Source organism: Streptomyces sp. BRA346 (assembly GCF_052851135.1).
Map to the genome: position 1 here is coordinate 1 of NZ_JAIWIH010000045.1, position 16832 is coordinate 16832.

Sequence of the window (16832 nt, forward strand, 5' to 3'; positions counted from 1 at the left end):
TCCAGCGGGTACTTCCTCGGGGCAGGCATCGTCTGGGCTCCTCTCATGAGACCCATCTGACCCCCTGTCACTCCTCCCCGCATCTCGGGGGAACCTCAGAAGTACGGCGCTAGCCCACCGTTGGCGAAGCCGGCCTCGGCCGCGAGCTCCCGCATGGTCACGGCGGCGAGGCCGCGGCGGCCGATGAGCGCCCAGACGGACTTGACGATCAGACGTCGGCGCGCGTTGTGATCAACGATCTTCGGCATGCAGTCACTCCCCGCTCCGCCGTCTCTCCGTCGTGCGGCGTCACACGAGCATGGCCGCCATGCTGATGATCATGAGTGTCGCGCCGGACTCCCGGCACACCTGGCCCCGGCGTGCCGCGGGGGCGGCTCCCTTCGCGGCGGCAGGAGCGTGCACCAGCTGCCGGAGCATGATCTCACCGGCTCTGGCCGTAATCCAGACGACGACGATGAGCACGGCGGGCCCGGCCGCCGGGGCGCCGGTCATGCCGGCCATGTGGGCGTGAGCCCCGGAGCCGGAGTGGCCGGTCATGACCAGCATGAGCAATGTCATCGCGGCAAGGTCGACCGCCGCGGCCCGGCTGCGCCGGTCCCCGACAGCCCGGACAGCAGTCCACAGGCAGGCCGCCGCCACCATCCAGGTACCGGGCGCTGCTCTGCCGCCGGCCATGAGCACCATGCCATTCAGCGCCAGCAGTTGCGGTCCCCAGCGGTGCACCCGACCGGGCAGGTGGCCGGCAAGGCACAGAACCGCCCCTGCCGAACCGGCTACCGCAAGCCACTCACTCATGGCCACCGTGGTCGCAGCAACCGTGTGCGCCGGAGGTGTTCGGGGGAACGTCGAGGGTGGGATTGCGGTCGAAGAAGCCTGTCGGCTTCAGCGTGAAGCCGGTGTAGTCGACCGGCATGATCGGCCAGTCCTCCGGGCGGGGCGCGTGGGTGAGGCCGAAGGTGTGCCAGACGACCAGGGACCGCCCGTCGATGTCCCGGTCGGCCGCCACGTAGGCGGGCAGTCCGGCACCTCCCGGATGCTGGTTGACGAAGTCGCCGGCCGGGTAACGCTCGGCCGGGTCGTAGGCGGTGACCCACAGGTGCTTGGTGGCAAAGGCGGCCCGAGCGGCGATGGAGGACTCCGGGGCAGCGAGCAGGGTCGGCTTGCCCTCGGGGTGGAGGACATAACTGACCGGTTTCCCCAGGGCGTTGAGCGAAGTGGGGTTGGTGATGTGCCAGACCCGGTCGACCGCCATGTCGGCGGTGCGCTGGGCTTCGCTCTCCCGGGTCAGGGGTGTGCGACGGTAGGTGAAGGCGTTGCCGCGAGGATTTCCGGACCCCATCGGGACCCGTACGGCGTCGACCTCCTCGACCCGGTTCGCCGTACCGTCGAGCGCCATGTCCAGGCGGGCGCAGAACAGGTGCTGGTGGTAGGGGGCGCCGAGGCCCGGGGCGATTTCGGCGGCGTACGGGTAGTCGTCGCCCGGGTGAGCGGAGGTGAAGACCACGCCAGTGGCCTTGGCTTCGAACTCGATGGTGCCGTCGAGGTAGAGGTACCAGTAGAAGCCGTAGTCGTAGTTGCCGATGGTGGTGAAGAAGGAGAGCACCATGCGGCGCTGACGGCGGGTCTCGCTGGAGCCGGCCCACAGGTCGGTGTGCTTCCAGAGGATTCCGTAGTCCTCCTCGTGCAGGCAGACGGCGTTGGGGAGGGTCCGCGGGTGGCCGGCCTCGTCGGCGATGACGGCGTCGAGGTAGGTGATGTCGCCGAGGCAGTCGCAGCCGAGTCGCAGGGCGTTGGCCGACCGGCCGATCAGGTACTCGCCGGTGTCGAAGTAGTTCTGCCAGGACCGCACCGGGGAGGGATCGGCGTAGGGCACGACCATCTCGGCGATCGAGGCACGGTGGATGATCGGGCGCTCGCGGCCCTTGTCCCGGTCGTAGAAGGCCAGTTGCTGCAGTATCAGGCCCTCGCGGGCGTCGAAGCCGATCCGCAGGGACCAGTTCTCCCAGCTGAGGAGATTGCCCCGGAGTGTGAAACTGGGGCCTTCGGGCTGGGTGATCTCGATGGGTTTCTGCGTGGTGCGGGCAGGACCGGCGACGGAGAGGTCGTCGAAGTTCCCGGTCCCGGTGGGCACCGGGACCGGCCCGAGGTCGACAATGCGGTGAACCTTGCGGTTGAGGACGTCGACGTAGCCGACCAGCCCGTCCACGGGATGGGCCCAGGCGTGGTCCGCCGGGTGTTCCTGTACGAACGCGAGGCCGCGCAGGATCCGGACGCCCGCCTCCTCCGGGTACTCGTCGGCATAGACACCGGCGGACAGCGGGGCGACGCGCACCTTCGCCACGTCCAAGCCCCGTCCGCTCAGTGCGGCGAGCCACTCCTCGTCCTGGGCGAGGACCTCCTCGACGACGTCGAACTCCTTTTCCAGAACCGGCAGTTGGCCGTCAGTGGCGGCATCCACCGTCCGGTCGGCAAGGACGCCTTCCGTCAGGGACAGGATGACGTCACGGTCCGGAGCACCCGCGGTGTCGAGGAGCAGTACGCGCACCCGACGGTCCACCGGGGACCCCTCGGCGAAGGCGCGCAGGTCGCTCCTGGTGGGCTCATCGAGCCCCACGTAGACGAAGCGTGTCGCGTCCCGGAGGTACCCAGCCTCGTCGAGTACCGAGCGGACACCCGTGATCTCGTCGGCGGTCAGTTGGTCGAGCGGGTGAACTGTGGCGGTCATCGTGCTCTCCAGGCGTTCGCTCAGAGGTGCGGTTTTTTTCTACGTCAGTAGAGGAAAAAGCCGAGATGTGTTCCCCGTCCATCCCCCGGCGGGAACTTTCCGCGCGGCGGCCCGGGCCGGTGCACGGACAGGAGAAACGGGGTGCACGCGCCGGCGGACCTGTGGGTGCCTCCTGCCCCAGCAGGCACCCACACGCCGGCCTCGGCAGTCAGGCGGACGCGGACACGCCCGTGACGCTGTCACCCGGCACCGGATTCCCGGAGCGTGCCGGGCCCGCGCCACGCCGTGCGTATCCCAGCGCGACCCCACCGGCGAAAACGGCGACGACGGCCAGTTCGAGGGCGAGCGCGGTGGCACCGGAGGCGGAGATCAGGGTGGTGAAGTTGTGCAGCGCCAGCCCGGTGGCACTCAGCAGCAGGGCGATGGAGGCGAGCGGCGCGATCAGCGTGTTCCAGGGCCTGCGATCGAGACCGGTCCGGCGGAAGAACACGATGACGGAGGCCGAGGTGAGCAGGTACAGGAGCATCAGCGAGAGGACACCGACGCCTCCGCCCCAGGTCAGCAGTGTGATCACCGGGTCCGCTCCGGCCATGGCGAACGGGATCACGATCGCGATCGTGACGAGGGTCTGGACCAGGCTCGCGGTGTACGGGGCGCCCTGGCGGTTCGTTCGGGAGAGCCAACCGGGCAGGATGCCGGTGGCGCCGAGGGAGTGGAAGTAGCGGTTGATCCCGTTGTGGAAGGCCAGCACTCCGGCCAGCAGCGAGGTGGCCAGCAACACCTGCATGACGTCGGTGGCCCAGCCCCCCAGGGTGTGCGAGACCGCGTCGAACACCACTGCGGTGGCGTCGCCCTTCCGCAGTGCGTTCAGCGCCACCCCCTGCACCTTGTCCGACCCGTAGTAGCTGACGAACATCCAGGAGACGAAGGCGAAGAAAAGCGAGATCACGGCGACGGAGAGATACGTGGCGCGGGGCACGGTACGGCCGGGGTCCTTCGCCTCCTTGGCGTAGATGGCGGTGGACTCGAAGCCGAGGATGCAGGCGATCGCGAAGGTCAACGCGACGCCCGGCGCCCCGGCGAAGAACGCCGTGGGCGTGAAGGAGCCGGCGAGGTCCAGGCCTTGGGGGCCGCCGCCCGACAGCAGCTGGTAGACCGCGAACACCAGCAGGAGGGACGTCTCGGCCACTACGAGGGCGCCGAGGAGCTTCGCCCCGAACTCGATGTTCAGCGACCCGAGCATCTGGACGAGGAGGACGGTCGCCACCGTCCACAACCACCAGGGCAGGTCGAGCGAGGCATACTTCTGGAACAGTCCCTGGACCACCACGCCGTAGAGTCCGTACATGCCGGCCTGGGTCGCGCTGTAACACAGCACGGCGACCTGGGACGCGCCGACGCCGAGGGGTTGTCCCAGTCCGCGGGACACGTACGCGTAGAAGGCACCGGCGTCGGTCACGTGCCGGCTCATCGCGATGAAACCGACCGAGAACAGGCCGATCATGACGCCGACCACGAGGTAGACGGCGGGCGCTCCGCCGCCGTTGCCCAGACCGAGCGGTACGGGAAGGGTTCCGGCGACACCTGTGAGCGGAGCCTGCGCGGACAGTACGAAGAACAGGATCCCGGTCACCCCCACGGCTCCCTGCCGCAGGTGGGTGCGATGTTCCGGGCTCGAGGACTGTCGGGTCACTAAAACTCCCTGGAAGGCGGGGCAAAGGCAGAGTGACATCTGCGGGCGATCGGGGCCGGATGGCCCGTCCGCGGGTTTCGACCGCTCGTCGGCGGCCAGGAGTGGAGGCCTGCGGAACCCCGCGAGCGAGTGAAGAACACGGGCCGCCGGGGGGGTGCCCGCCAAGCGGGCACCGGTCTCCTCAGCCTGATGTGGAGTACTGTGCGCCAGCCCCGGGCCGCCGGAGTGCGGTGGGGTGCACCCGTTCCCGCCATCGCATGCACGGCGGTGGCCAAGCCGGGAGAGATTTCGTCGTTCTCTGCCCGTGCGTACACCTTCCCAGCAAGAATGGCGTGAGGAAACATTCAGGAAGCTGGCGATGAATGCACGCGAGCCATTGGTGACCGAGAGACCTCTAGCGGGTGAAGCACGCCATGCGAACCATCGTGACCACCGAATCCGTCGCCAGGACGGAACGCTTTGATCACTGGACGTTCGAGATGTCCAAGGTGTTCCGCGGCCTCGACACGGTGCCTCTCTCGCAGACCCCCTTCCACGGCAACGCCGCCACCGACGAGATCGGTCTGCTCCATCTGAGCTCGATCAGCGCGGGCCCGCTGCGCGTCCGTCGTACCGAGCAGCTGGTCGCCCGGCACGACGAGGACTTTTACAAAGTCGCCCTCCAACTCGTCGGCACCTCCATGGTCGAACAGGACGGCGTGCGCAGTACGCTCCGCCCCGGAGACCTCACGATCTGCGACACCTCACGTCCGTACTCGTTCACCTACCCCACCGACTTCCGGACCGTGCTGATGGCGCTGCCGCGTCCGATGCTGCCCGTTCGTGCCGATGCCCTGCGCGGCCTCACCGCTCGGCGGATCACTGCCGACGGCGGCGTCGGAGCGGTCGTCGGGCCATTCCTGCGGTCGCTGGGCGAACAGAGCCACGGCCATGCGGGCCCGGCGACCGGGAGCCTCATGGACGGCGCCGTCTCCCTCGTCACCGCCCTCGTCACGGAGCGGCTGGCACGAACCGTACCCAGCACTCCGCAGGACGCGATGATGCTCCGCATCCGCGCATACATCGAAAACCGGCTCTCCGACCCCACGCTGGCTCCGGATTCGATCGCTGAAGCACATGGCATCTCGCGCCGCTATCTCTTCAAGCTGTTCGCCTCCGAGGACACGACCGTCAGCGGCTGGATCCGTATGCGGCGCCTGGAGCGCTGTGCCCGCGACCTGTCGGTCACGGGCGCGGCCGAGCAGCCGATCAGCATGGTCGCCGCGCGCTGGGGTCTCCTCGACTGCCGTCACTTCAGCCGGCAGTTCAAGGCGGCGTACGGCGAGACACCGCGGGACTTCCGGCGACGGGCGCTGGCCGATGGACCCGGGTCCTGACCCCGGGCCGGCAGTCACCACCGGGCACTGGCCCATCCCCCCTACGACGCTCGTACTCTCCGCTCTCATGTCCCTGTTCTCAAGCCGCCACAAGCCACATCTCGCTCCCGCACTCGACGACGGCGAGCTTTGCCGTGTGGTGAAGGCCCTGCACGACGTACGCCGCCCCGGCATGATCGGCATGACGGATCTCCACGTGTCACGCGTCTCGGACCTGCTGAGGCATACCGGCGCGGACTGGGACCGCCGCGCCCATCGGCTGTCCGTACTCGCACGGACCACGGCCGACTCCGGTGTTCCGTCCACTTGGGTCGCCCGCGAGCCGCACCGTGCCGATGCACTGCTCCTGGACGCCTGGGCGCGGGTGGTACGGGGCCGGTCATCCGGAGGACTCGGCGATGCGGACGCCGTCGTCACGTCTTGCCACCGGGCGGCGGACCTGAGCCCCGAGGATCCGACCCCTTGGGTGATCATGCTCGACGCGTCGCGTCTGGCACGCTGGGCGCCGCGCAGGGTTCGGGCGGTGTGGCATGAGGCGGTCGCGCGAGACCGCTGGAATCGTGAGGCCCACTTGCAGCTGCTCGGCTACCTCTCGCCGGAGGAGGGCGGCTCGCTCATACAGGTCCTCGACTTCGTCGACTCCCTGCGCGGGCAGGCACCGGGCAACGCCCCGACGGCCGGTGTGGAACTCACCGCCGCCGTCGGCCAGTATCGGAGCGTCGTGGCCAGAGGCGGAGTCGAGGCTCTCATGGCCCGGGACTTCTGGAAGCACGGGCCGGTCTCCCAGGCCCTGGGCAGGGCCGGCGAGACCTGGCCGAGGCCGGGTTACCTGCGCCACGCCGCGGCACTGGCGGACCTGAACGTCCTCGCCTACGCCTTGGTCACCGCCGGGCGGAGAGGCCAGGCCGCTCGCGTCTTCACGGCGCTTGAGGGAAGGGTGACCAGCTGGCCGTGGCGGCTCGGCGGCGATCCGGTCAGCAGGTTCGCGTACGAACGGGCACGCGCGGTCCGGTGAGGGCCGCCCCGCGGCGAGAGCCGGTTTCCCTCACCTCGCCCCGAGACAGAAGGCGCGGATCGCCTGGGCCACCGCCAGAACTTCGCGGGTAGCCTCCTCGACGCGATCACGCCGGTGTGAGACGAACGTGACACACGCGTCGAGGACGTCGCCGTCGTGGGCCACGGTCGCCGCGACAGCATGCGCTCCCGGCTCCACCTCGCCATGGCTGACGGCCCAGCCGCGGCGACGGGCCTCACGCACCGCGTCCGGGTCCTCGGGGGTGGCCGGGCGCCCGGCCTGGATCGCGCACGGTGCGGCTCCGCGGTCCAGCGGCTGACGGCTGCCCTTGCGGTACGCGAGGTGGTAGTCGGCCTGGGAGGGGACGGCGGTGGCCACGGCGACCACACTGTCCTGCTCGGCCACGAACACGACGGCCGTACCACCGTGCTGGTCCGCCAGCCGCTGCAGATGGGGTTGGACGAACTCGACGAGTGTGGGCTGCGACATGTTCGCGAGGCTGTGCAGCTCCGGACCGGGACGGTAGTGCCCGGCGTTGTCCCTGGCGACGAACCCCTCCGCCGTAAGCGTGTTGACCAGGCGATGGACCACGGTGCGGTGCAGCCCCGTCTGCGTCGCGATCTCCGTCGCGGTCAGTCCTTGGGGGCGTTGTGCCACCGCGCGAAGGACGGTGAGACCACGGACCAGGGTCTGCGCTGCCGGCTGGCTGGGACGCTTCGCCGCTACCACTCCGGCATCGCCCGCTCCGGTTGCGCTCTGCGCACTTCCACTCATGGAAAGAGTCTAGCCAGGCGTGCCCTCCGACGCGGTCGGCTTCCGCGCTCACAGGCGGGGTCCGCGCCTCAGGAATGCGCGGGCTTGCTCTTGACGGGAACGCCGACACCACTCAAGCTGTGTGCATCAAGCGCACAGTGAGAGTGCACTAATCGCACGCACTGGCCTCTGACGCCCCTGGGCTCCGGGACGGACCCCAGCCGCGTACCACGGCCGGCCCCTGTGCCACTGCCTGGAGGATCCGGGCGATCCACGAGAGGAGTCACGCCTCATGACCGATCCCGTCACCGACGCGCCAGAGGGCGACACCGCCGGCAGGAGCGGTGCGCGGGTGCTGGTCGAGACCGCCGCCGACGGCGGTGTCGAGGTCTGCTTCGCCAATCCCGGCACCACGGAAATGCCGCTGGTGACCGCGCTCGACGCAGTCCCCGCCGTACGTCCCGTGCTCGGACTGTTCGAGGGCGTGTGCACCGGAGCAGCGGACGGCTACGCGCGGATCACCGGAAAGCCGGCGATGACGCTGCTGCACCTGGGCCCGGGCCTCGCCAACGGACTCGCCAATCTGCACAACGCCCGTCGGGCCAACTCACCCGTCCTCAATGTCGTCGGGGACCACGCCAGCTGGCACCTTCCCTACGACGCCCCACTGACCAGCGACATCGTCTCGCTGGCGACCCCGGTCTCCGGCTGGGTCGGCACCGTCGGCTCCGGCGCGCAGATGAGCCGGGCGACCGCCGAGGCCCTCACGGCCTCTCGGACACCGCCCGGGTGCGGCGCCACGCTGATCGTCCCGGCGGACTTCCAGCAGGAGACGATCGACGCGCCGCTCGCCTCCGTACCGCCGCGCCCTGCCCCGGCACGGCCCGACGCGGAGGCGGTGGAGCAGATCGCCGAGCGGTTGCGCGGCGGTATGCCCGCCGTCGTACTGCTCGGCGCCTCCGCCCTGACCGAACGCGGACAGCGGGCAGCCCACCGGATCACCGAGGCGACCGGGGCGACCCTCTACAGCGAGACCTTCCCCGCAGCGGCCGAGCGCGGCGGCGACCTGCCCGCCCTGGACCGGCTGCCCTATTTCCCCGAAGCGGCGTGCAAGGCTCTGGCCGACGCACACACCGTGGTCCTCGCCGGAGCCCTGGAGCCGGTCGCCTATTTCGGCTACGCGGGCCTGCCCAGTGTGCTGGCCGAGCCCGGAACCGTGCGGGTGCTCGCCGAGCCGGGCGGCGACGCCGAGCAGGCGCTGGAGGACCTGGCGGACGTGCTCGGCGCTCCGGCCGCACCGCCGCGCCGTCAGTCGCACATCGCGGATGACACCGGCCTCCCGTCCGGCCCGCTGTCCGCGGCCGTGGTCGGCCGGACCGTCTCCGCCCTGCTGCCCGAGGGAGCGATCGTCTCCGTTGAGGGTGGCACCTGCGGATACCCCTTCTTCACCGCCTCGGCACAGGCCGCCCGCCACACCACGCTGACCAACACCGGCGGAGCGATCGGCCAAGGACTGCCCGCCGCCCTTGGCGCGGCGATCGCGGCCCCCGAGCGCCAGGTGATCGCCCTCCAGTCTGACGGCAGCGCCCAGTACACGATCCAGGCGCTGTGGACCATGGCTCGTGAGCAGGCGTCCGTGGTCACGCTCATCGCGTCCAACCGCAGGTACGGCATCTTGCGCACGGAGCTGAATCGCCATGGCCAGAGCGCCGTGGGAGCCGCCTCCGCCGCCCTGACGAGCCTGGACTGCCCGCCACTGGACTGGGCAGCCCTCGCCACGGGCTATGGCGTACCGGCCCAGCGCGCCGAGACCGGCACCGAACTGGCCCATGCGCTCGACCGTGCGCTGGCCGCGAGTGGTCCACAGCTCATCGAGATGGTCCTGTGAAAGGAACCCCTGTGTCCTCCAGCACCCGGCACACACCGCCCGTCCCCGACGAAACCACGGCCGAGGGCAGAGTGCGGCACTTCCTGTCCGCGCCGCGCACGATGCTCATCGGCGGTGTCTGGGAGTCAGCGGTCTCCGGACACGTCTTCGACACCGTCGATCCGGCCACCGGCTCGGTCCTCACCCAAGTCCCGGACGGGGACGGTCAGGACATCGACCGCGCGGTCACCGCCGCCCGCCGCGCGTTCGCCGATCCGTCCTGGCGCCGCCTGAGCGCACTCGACCGCGGCCAGTTGCTGCACCACGTCGCCGACGTCATCGAGGCCAACGCCGACGAACTGGCGCTGCTGGAGTCCCGCGACAACGGCAAGCCGGTCTCCGTGGCCCGGGCCGTCGACGTCGGCACCAGCGTCAAGCTGTTCCGCTACTTCGCAGGGTGGCCCACCAAGCTGGAAGGCAGCACCATCCCGGTCTCGCCGCGCGGCGGACTGCGGGTGCTGAACTACACCACCCATCAGCCGGTCGGGGTGGTCGGGCTGATCGTGCCGTGGAACTTCCCCATGTCGATGGCCTGCTGGAAACTGGCGCCCGCGCTGGCCACCGGCTGCACTGTCGTCCTCAAGCCTGCCGAGGAGACCCCGCTGTCCACGCTACGGCTGGCCGAGCTGCTGGTCGAAGCCGGAGTCCCCGATGGCGTGGTCAACGTGGTCACGGGCCGAGGTGCGACCGCGGGGGCGGCCCTCGCCGCGCACGACGGCGTGGACAAGATCGCCTTCACCGGCTCCACCGAGACGGGCCGTGCGATCGTCCAGGCGGCCGCGGGGAACCTGAAGAAGGTCTCCCTCGAACTCGGCGGCAAGTCACCCAACATCGTGCTGCCCGACGCCGACCCGGAGGCGGTCGCGGAGGCCGCCGCCCAGGCGATCTTCTTCAACCAGGGGCAGGTGTGCACCGCCGGATCCCGGCTGTACGTGCACGACGCGCTGTACGACGACGTACTCGAAGCGGTCTCCGAACGCGCCGAGCGGATCGTGGTCGGGCCGGGGGACGACCCCGCCACCGAGATGGGCCCGCTGGTCTCCGCCCGCCATCACGCGCGGGTCACCGGCTACATCGCGTCCGGACGGCAGCAGGGCGCACGGCTGACGGCCGGCGGCGGGCCGCCAGAGGTGGCGGGGCTCTACGCGGAGGGCTACTTCCTGCGGCCGACCGTCTTCGCCGACGCCGACCACGGCATGCGGATCGTACGCGAGGAGATCTTCGGCCCGGTACTCGCCACGATGCGCTGGAACAACGTGGACGATCTCGTCGCCAAGGCGAACGACTCGCCTTTCGGATTGTCGGCCGGCATCTGGACCTCCGACCTCGGCCACGCCCACCGGATCGCCGACGACCTCCAGGCCGGCACGGTCTGGATCAACTGCTTCAACCTCACCGATCCCGCGTCTCCTTTCGGCGGCGTCAAGCAGTCCGGCTGGGGCCGCGAAATGGGACGCACGGTGCTCGATCTCTACACAGAGGTCAAGAGCGTCTGGGTCAACTTCGGCTGACACCTCGTCATTTTGGAGCATCATGGATCTGGAACTCACCGGCAGAGCAGCCGTCGTCACCGGTGGCAGCCTCGGCATCGGCAGGGCCGTCGCCCGCGAACTGGCCCGAGAGGGCGCCGATGTAGTGATCACCGCCCGCCGGCCGGCCGCCTTGGAACGGACCGCCAAGGAGCTGGAAGCCGAAACCGGCCGCAGGGTGATCCCCCTCACCTCCGACACCACCGACACCGCGTCCGTACGGCGCATGATGGACGCGGCCGCCGCCGAGCTGGGGCGCGTCGACATCCTCGTCAACGGCGCTGCCGCCCCCTCCGGCCTGGTGCGCAACTCCATCGAGGACGCCGACCCCGAGCTGCTGCTGACCGACATCAACACCAAGGTCGTCGGCTACTTCCGCTGCGCGCAGGCGGTCACGCCGCATATGAAGGCGAACGGCTACGGCCGGATCCTCAACATCGGCGGCCTCACCGGCCGCTCCAGCCACGCGCTGTCCGGCCTGCGCAACCTCGCCGTCGTCCATATGACCAAGGCCCTCTCCGACCAGCTCGGCCCGTCCGGGATCACCGTCAACACCGTGCACCCCGGCGTGGTGGAAACCGAGCACATCCACGAGCTGTACGAGAAGGAGGCCGCCAAACGCGGCACCACACCTGCCGCCGTCGAGGCCGACTTCGCCGCCCGCACCCCGATCCGGCGGATTCTGGAGGCCACCGAGATCGCCCAGGCCGTGTGCTTCCTCGCCTCGCCCCGGGCCGCGGCGATCACCGGGGAGTCGCTGGGCATCGACGGCGGCCTGACCCGCGGCATCTTCCTCTGACCGTCCGCCGCACCGGACCCCACACACCGGACAGGAGTCCCACCATGGAAGGAACCATCCTCGTCGCCACCGCGGGCCAGGGAGTGCTGCGCAGCAGCGACGACGGCCACACCTGGTACCGCCTCGGCCTTGGGCAGGACATCGAGTTCGACGCCGTGGTCCGCTGTCTCGCGGTCCACCCCGAGCAGCCGAATGTGGTCTACGCGGGCGCCGACGCGGGCCTCGTCCGCAGCGACGACGCCGGCGCGACCTGGCACCGCGTCGACTCACCGATGAACGACCAGACGATCTGGTCCCTGGCCATCGACCCGGGCGACCCCGACTTCATCATCACCGGTACCGGAGCACCGTCCCGCGCTGCGGTCTTCCGCACCACCGACGGCGGCACCACGTGGGACCGGCTCCCCCCGGAGATACCGGAGTTCTGCGCCGGGGTCAGCAAGCCCCGCGTCCTCACCGCCACTGTCGACCGGTATGACCCCAAGAACCTCTGGTTCGGCATCGAGGAGGGCGGACTGTGGCGCAGCGGGGACCGCGGCGACAGCTGGACCCGGATCGACGGCTCCCCCGCGCGCCTCCCGCACGGCGTCACCAACTCCGACATCCACTGCGTCCTGGTCCTCCAGGGACCGCCCAAGACGATCGTGGTCGCGGTGGTGAACGCGCTCTTCGTCAGCCAGGACGACGGCCGGACGTGGACCCGTACCGACACCCGGAAGCAGTGGGGTGTCTACTACACCCGTCTGGTCAAGCAGATCCCCGGTACCGATGAGCTCCTGCTCGGCATCGGCGACGCCACTCCGGGCACCCTGACGAAGATCTTCCGCTCCACTGACCTGGCCAGGACCTGGCAGGAGTCGTCTCTCGACACCCCCGCGAACTCCACCGTGTGGGCCTTCGGCGTGCACCCCGCCGACGCACGGCTCGCGTTCGCCGGCACCAAATACGGCCACTTGTTCCGCTCCACCGACTCGGGACGTACCTGGACCAAGGAATGGCGCGAGTTCAGCGAGATCACCGACGTCGCTTGGACCCCCGCCATCGCCCCGGCCCCGGAAGGACACTGATGAGCAACCACCGGAAGACCCCCGACGAGCAGGGCATCGACCCGGATGAACGGACCCTGGCGGAGCATCAGGAGCCGACGCCGCTGCGCGACAGCGCGTCCCGCACCGTCCAGCCCCGGGTGGTTCGTACGCACCTGTCGCTGTTCGTCCGCGACCCCGAGGCCTCGGCCGTCTGGTACCAGGACGTGCTCGGCATGGAGGTCACCGCACGAGGGCCGCAGTGGGTCTTCCTGTCCTTCGGCGTGAAGCATCACGACATCGCCCTGATCCGCGCCGAGGAGGGCGCGACGGCGGGCGGCGTCGGTCTCCAGCACTACGGCCTGGAGGTCGCCGGCGACCTGGACGAGTGGCGACGGCTGTACGGAATGCTCCTCGCCAAGGGCGTGCGCGTCGTCAAGACCACCGACCACAAGGTGGGCTTCGGTCTTTACTTCACCGATCCGGACGGCAACCGCTTCGAGTTCTTCCACGAGACCGTCACCGACGACGAGGAGGGCAAGCGCGTCCTCGGCCTCCACGGCGCCCCGAGCGAGCCGTTCGAGGTCGAACCCCTGCACGGTTGACCACCTCCCCGTCCGCCCGTCACCACCCCCTGGAGTACGCCATGCGCACGCCGAACTTCGCCTCCTACCACGTCCGCAAGTGGTACACCCAGTTCGAGAACACCCTCGCCAACGAGACCGGCGCACTCGCCGACGGCGAACCGATCCACAAGATCGTCATCGCTGCCGCCGTCCACAATCCCTACGCCGGCCGGTTCAGCGAGGACCTGGACCTGATCATCGCCGACTCGCCCAAGCTCGGCGAGGAGTTCGGCCGGCGGATCGCCGAGGCCGCCGCGGGTCGGCCGATCGAGAGCTATGGCAAGGCGTGCCTCGTAGGCTCGAACGGTGAGTACGAACACGGCAACGCCTTCCTCACCGCCGTGTTCGCCGACCCGGTACGCGAAGCGGTCGGTGGCGGCGCGTCCTGGGTGCCCTCGACCGGGAAGCGCGGTGCCCCGGGTACGGCCATCGACATACCGCTGGCGCACAAGGACGCGCTCTACGTCCGTTCCCACTACGACACGGTCACGGTGACCTTCACCGACACCCCCGGTCCCGACGAGGTCGTCGTCATCTTCGCCTTCGCCACCCGGGGCCGACTGCACGCGCGGCTCGGCGGTATCAAGGCCGACGAGATCCAGGGCCGGGACGGGCTGCGCTGACATGACCGACAGCATCATCGGCCACGATCGCTTCCTCACGCTGAACGGTCTGCGCGCCCATTATGTGGAGTGGGGTGACCCGCGCAGCCCGGTCATCGTGATGCTGCACGGCCTGCGCAGCTACGCCCGTACCTTCGAGCCGCTGGCCACCCGGCTCATGGACCGCTACCGGGTCCTCGCCCTGGACGCTCGCGGTCGTGGCGACAGCGACTGGGACCCGAGCGGCGAGTACTACACACCGGCGTACGTCGCCGACCTCGAGCAGTTCGCCGACCAGCTGGGCCTGGACCGCTTCGTGATCCTGGGCCACTCCATGGGCGGCGCCACGGCGTACGTCCATGCCGCCCGCCACCCCGGGCAGATCACCGCGGCGGTCATCGAGGACATCGGTCCGGGGTCGTCGCTCAGCGGAGCGGGAGCGGAGCGCATCAAGCGCGAGGTCGCCGGGACGCCCCCCGCTTTCCCCTCGCTGGACGCCGCCCGCGCGTACTGGCGCACCATCCGCCCCTCCATCACTGCCGAGGCGCTGGAGTCCCGGATCCGTCACACGCTGCGGCCGGGCGCCTGTGGCCGCTGGTTCTGGAAGTTCGACCTCGCCGGTATCGCGGCGGCCCGCCTCGATGCCGACCCGGCCCGTCAGGTCGACCTCTGGCCCAGCGTCGAGGCGCTACGCTGCCCGACCCTGGTCGTCCGCGGCGGCGCCTCCGACTTCCTGCCGGCGGCCACCGCCGCGGAGATGTCCACACGCAACCCGCGCGTGCGGACCGTGGAGATCCCGGGCGCCGGCCACTACGTCCACGACGACGCACCCGGCGCCTTCCATGACCACCTCGAAGAGTTCCTGATCAGTCTGGAGGCCGCCGCATGAGCACGCGCACCGAGCTCCGCACTCACGTGGCAATCGTCGGCGCCGGCCCCTGTGGCGTGACCGTCGCCAACTACCTGGGCCTTTACGGCGTACAGGCCCTGCTCATCGACCGCAGCACGGACATCGTCGACTACCCTCGCGCGGTGGGCATGGACGACGAAAGCCTGCGCAGCTTCCAGGGCATCGGCCTCGCCGACGAGATGCTCGCCGACATGTTGCAGAACATGCCCCTGAAAATGTTCGCGGCGGACGGTCGCTGCTTCGCCGACATCCGCCCGGCCACGAAGGAGTTCGGCTGGCCGCGGCGCAACATCTTCATGCAGCAGCTCGCCGAACAGACCCTGCGCAAGGGACTGGAACGCTATCCGCGGGTCCGGCCACTCTACGGCCACGAACTCGTCCGCCTGGAACAGGACGGCGTCGAGGTGCGCCTGCACCTGACCGGCCCGGACGGAGAACACGTCCTCATCCGCGCCGATTACGCGGTAGCGGCCGACGGCGGACGCAGCACGATCCGGACTCAGCTGGGCATCCCCCTGACCGGGGACACACACCCGCACAAGTGGGTGGTGATCGAATGTGACAACGACCCCCTCGACGCCCCCTATACCGGTTTGCACTGCGATCCGAAGCGGCCCTACGTCTGCCTGGACCTCCCCTACAACTACCGCCGCTGGGAGTTCATGCTCTTCCCCGGCGAGGACGCCGAGGCGATGGTCCGGCCCGAGAAGGTGCGTGAACTGCTGACCGGACACGTACCGGACCCAACCGCCCTCAACATCATCAGGGCCAGGGTCTACACCCACCACTCGCGCGTGGCGGGCCGCTTCGTGGAGGGCCGAATCTGTCTCGTCGGAGACGCTGCTCACCTGATGCCGCCATGGGCAGGGCAAGGCATGAACACCGGCATCCGCGACGCCACCAACGTGGCCTGGAAGCTCGCCGCGGCGGTCACCGGTCGCGCTCACCCCCGCATCCTGTCCACCTACGACACCGAACGACGCACGCACGCCAAGGCGATGGTGGACCTCTCCGACACCCTCGGCCGCATCCTGTCCTCGACCAGACCGTGGATGGCCCGTCCACGCGACACCCTCTTCCGGAGCCTCAATTGGGCCCCGTCGGTGCGCGACTGGCTCCTCCAGATGCGTTTCAAGCCGATGCCGCTCTACAGCCGGGGCATCGTCCTGCACCGCGGCCGGCCCACCGCGAAGAACACAACGGTGGGCCGGATGCTCATCCAGCCCGAGGTCGAGACCGCCGACGGCCGCGCCGTCCTCCTCGACGACGCGCTCGGCACCTGGTTCACCCTCCTCGGCTATGGCACTGACCCGCTGATCCATCTTGATGCCGCATCCCGCGCCTTCTGGGACCGCATCGGCACCCGCTACGTCACCGTCGTGGAATCCCGCTCCGGCCGCTCCCGCAGCGAGCGCCTCCGCTCCGGTACAGACTCGGTCGTGGTGGAGGACATCGACGGCTCCCTGCGCGACTGGTTCGCGGACCAGCCCGGAACGGTGGCTGTAGTCCGCCCGGACCGCTATCTGGCGGCAGTGGCCGAACCTCTCGAACTCAGCGCCGTGAGCGGGGAGTTCGAGAGCCTGCTCACTCCGTCCGTGAATCCGGGGGACAGCGCGGACCAGCCCGCATCTCGCCTCAGCTCCTTGCCCACCGCCCGGGGGGCTTCGTGATCGTCGAAGAGCGCGAGTACCTGCTCAAGCCAGGCACGGCAGCCCAGTACGCCCGCCTGTGGGACGAGTTCCGCCTCGACGGCCACTGGACCCCGCCCTGGGAGGCCACCGACCCCGAGGGGTGACCCGGCCCCCGACCTTTCCTGCCGGACGGGGCCCGGCGGCCACGGCCCACGGGCTCG

At 69.9% G+C, this 16832-nt stretch carries 16 protein-coding genes; 11 read left to right on the plus strand and 5 right to left on the minus strand.

Going from position 1 to position 16832, the window contains the following annotated elements; all coding sequences use genetic code 11:
- Positions 1 to 95 precede the first annotated feature (95 nt).
- The 4 genes from LCH29_RS37525 to LCH29_RS37540 all read right to left on the minus strand — a co-directional run bounded on the left by LCH29_RS37525 (position 96) and on the right by LCH29_RS37540 (position 4358).
- Positions 96 to 248: a TetR family transcriptional regulator gene (locus LCH29_RS37525; RefSeq protein WP_446466157.1), complete on the minus strand. Its 153-nt coding sequence runs from the start codon at positions 246 to 248 to the stop codon at positions 96 to 98.
- Positions 249 to 288: 40 nt separating this feature from the next.
- Positions 289 to 558: a hypothetical protein gene (locus LCH29_RS37530; protein ID WP_446466158.1), complete on the minus strand. Its 270-nt coding sequence runs from the start codon at positions 556 to 558 to the stop codon at positions 289 to 291.
- Positions 559 to 787: 229 nt separating this feature from the next.
- On the minus strand, positions 788 to 2725 hold the full coding sequence (locus LCH29_RS37535) for a primary-amine oxidase (protein ID WP_446466159.1): 1938 nt from the start codon (positions 2723 to 2725) through the stop codon (positions 788 to 790).
- A gap of 208 nt (positions 2726 to 2933) precedes the next feature.
- Positions 2934 to 4358: an APC family permease gene (locus LCH29_RS37540; RefSeq protein WP_446466160.1), complete on the minus strand. Its 1425-nt coding sequence runs from the start codon at positions 4356 to 4358 to the stop codon at positions 2934 to 2936.
- A gap of 473 nt (positions 4359 to 4831) precedes the next feature.
- On the opposite strand from LCH29_RS37540, the gene LCH29_RS37545 reads away from it, so the two are divergent.
- Entirely contained in the window at positions 4832 to 5794 is a 963-nt protein-coding gene (locus LCH29_RS37545; protein ID WP_446466161.1) for an AraC-like ligand-binding domain-containing protein, read from the plus strand.
- A gap of 67 nt (positions 5795 to 5861) precedes the next feature.
- Complete coding sequence (locus tag LCH29_RS37550) at positions 5862 to 6809, plus strand: hypothetical protein (protein ID WP_446466162.1); 948 nt, start codon at positions 5862 to 5864, stop codon at positions 6807 to 6809.
- Between the two features lie 30 nt (positions 6810 to 6839).
- Here LCH29_RS37550 and LCH29_RS37555 read toward each other — a convergent pair whose 3' ends face one another.
- Complete coding sequence (locus LCH29_RS37555; RefSeq protein WP_446466163.1) at positions 6840 to 7583, minus strand: IclR family transcriptional regulator; 744 nt, start codon at positions 7581 to 7583, stop codon at positions 6840 to 6842.
- Positions 7584 to 7854: 271 nt separating this feature from the next.
- Between LCH29_RS37555 and LCH29_RS37560 the strand changes: the two genes are divergently transcribed.
- From LCH29_RS37560 to LCH29_RS37600, 9 genes are read left to right on the plus strand one after another with little or no spacing between them, the layout of a single operon-like run.
- Positions 7855 to 9450, plus strand: a complete 1596-nt coding sequence (locus tag LCH29_RS37560; protein ID WP_446466164.1) for an acetolactate synthase large subunit — start codon at positions 7855 to 7857, stop codon at positions 9448 to 9450.
- Positions 9451 to 9461: 11 nt separating this feature from the next.
- Positions 9462 to 11000: an aldehyde dehydrogenase family protein gene (locus LCH29_RS37565; protein WP_446466165.1), complete on the plus strand. Its 1539-nt coding sequence runs from the start codon at positions 9462 to 9464 to the stop codon at positions 10998 to 11000.
- A gap of 22 nt (positions 11001 to 11022) precedes the next feature.
- Positions 11023 to 11817: an SDR family NAD(P)-dependent oxidoreductase gene (locus tag LCH29_RS37570; protein ID WP_446466166.1), complete on the plus strand. Its 795-nt coding sequence runs from the start codon at positions 11023 to 11025 to the stop codon at positions 11815 to 11817.
- Between the two features lie 44 nt (positions 11818 to 11861).
- A complete protein-coding gene (locus tag LCH29_RS37575; RefSeq protein ID WP_446466167.1) occupies positions 11862 to 12884 on the plus strand; it encodes a WD40/YVTN/BNR-like repeat-containing protein in 1023 nt (340 codons plus the stop codon).
- A complete protein-coding gene (locus tag LCH29_RS37580) occupies positions 12884 to 13447 on the plus strand; it encodes a VOC family protein (protein ID WP_446466168.1) in 564 nt (187 codons plus the stop codon). Before LCH29_RS37575 ends, LCH29_RS37580 begins: the two co-directional genes overlap by 1 nt.
- A 41-nt stretch (positions 13448 to 13488) precedes the next feature.
- Positions 13489 to 14091: an amino acid synthesis family protein gene (locus LCH29_RS37585; RefSeq protein WP_446466169.1), complete on the plus strand. Its 603-nt coding sequence runs from the start codon at positions 13489 to 13491 to the stop codon at positions 14089 to 14091.
- A gap of 1 nt (position 14092) precedes the next feature.
- Positions 14093 to 14959, plus strand: a complete 867-nt coding sequence (locus tag LCH29_RS37590) for an alpha/beta fold hydrolase (RefSeq protein WP_446466170.1) — start codon at positions 14093 to 14095, stop codon at positions 14957 to 14959.
- Complete coding sequence (locus LCH29_RS37595) at positions 14956 to 16650, plus strand: bifunctional 3-(3-hydroxy-phenyl)propionate/3-hydroxycinnamic acid hydroxylase (protein ID WP_446466171.1); 1695 nt, start codon at positions 14956 to 14958, stop codon at positions 16648 to 16650. The genes LCH29_RS37590 and LCH29_RS37595 overlap by 4 nt, the downstream gene beginning before the upstream one ends.
- Positions 16647 to 16775 carry a hypothetical protein gene (locus LCH29_RS37600; protein WP_446466172.1) on the plus strand — a complete coding sequence of 43 codons (129 nt, stop codon included), beginning with the start codon at positions 16647 to 16649 and terminating at the stop codon, positions 16773 to 16775. Before LCH29_RS37595 ends, LCH29_RS37600 begins: the two co-directional genes overlap by 4 nt.
- The last annotated feature ends 57 nt before the right edge of the window (positions 16776 to 16832 follow it).

Coding starts and splice junctions, on each gene's coding strand:
- LCH29_RS37525 (WP_446466157.1), bottom strand. CDS start 248: ATGCCGAAGATCGTTGATCACAACGCGCGCCGACGTCTGATCGTCAAG.
- LCH29_RS37530 (WP_446466158.1), bottom strand. CDS start 558: ATGACATTGCTCATGCTGGTCATGACCGGCCACTCCGGCTCCGGGGCT.
- LCH29_RS37535 (WP_446466159.1), bottom strand. CDS start 2,725: ATGACCGCCACAGTTCACCCGCTCGACCAACTGACCGCCGACGAGATC.
- LCH29_RS37545 (WP_446466161.1), top strand. CDS start 4,832: ATGCGAACCATCGTGACCACCGAATCCGTCGCCAGGACGGAACGCTTT.
- LCH29_RS37550 (WP_446466162.1), top strand. CDS start 5,862: ATGTCCCTGTTCTCAAGCCGCCACAAGCCACATCTCGCTCCCGCACTC.
- LCH29_RS37555 (WP_446466163.1), bottom strand. CDS start 7,583: ATGAGTGGAAGTGCGCAGAGCGCAACCGGAGCGGGCGATGCCGGAGTG.
- LCH29_RS37560 (WP_446466164.1), top strand. CDS start 7,855: ATGACCGATCCCGTCACCGACGCGCCAGAGGGCGACACCGCCGGCAGG.
- LCH29_RS37570 (WP_446466166.1), top strand. CDS start 11,023: ATGGATCTGGAACTCACCGGCAGAGCAGCCGTCGTCACCGGTGGCAGC.
- LCH29_RS37575 (WP_446466167.1), top strand. CDS start 11,862: ATGGAAGGAACCATCCTCGTCGCCACCGCGGGCCAGGGAGTGCTGCGC.
- LCH29_RS37580 (WP_446466168.1), top strand. CDS start 12,884: ATGAGCAACCACCGGAAGACCCCCGACGAGCAGGGCATCGACCCGGAT.
- LCH29_RS37585 (WP_446466169.1), top strand. CDS start 13,489: ATGCGCACGCCGAACTTCGCCTCCTACCACGTCCGCAAGTGGTACACC.
- LCH29_RS37590 (WP_446466170.1), top strand. CDS start 14,093: ATGACCGACAGCATCATCGGCCACGATCGCTTCCTCACGCTGAACGGT.
- LCH29_RS37595 (WP_446466171.1), top strand. CDS start 14,956: ATGAGCACGCGCACCGAGCTCCGCACTCACGTGGCAATCGTCGGCGCC.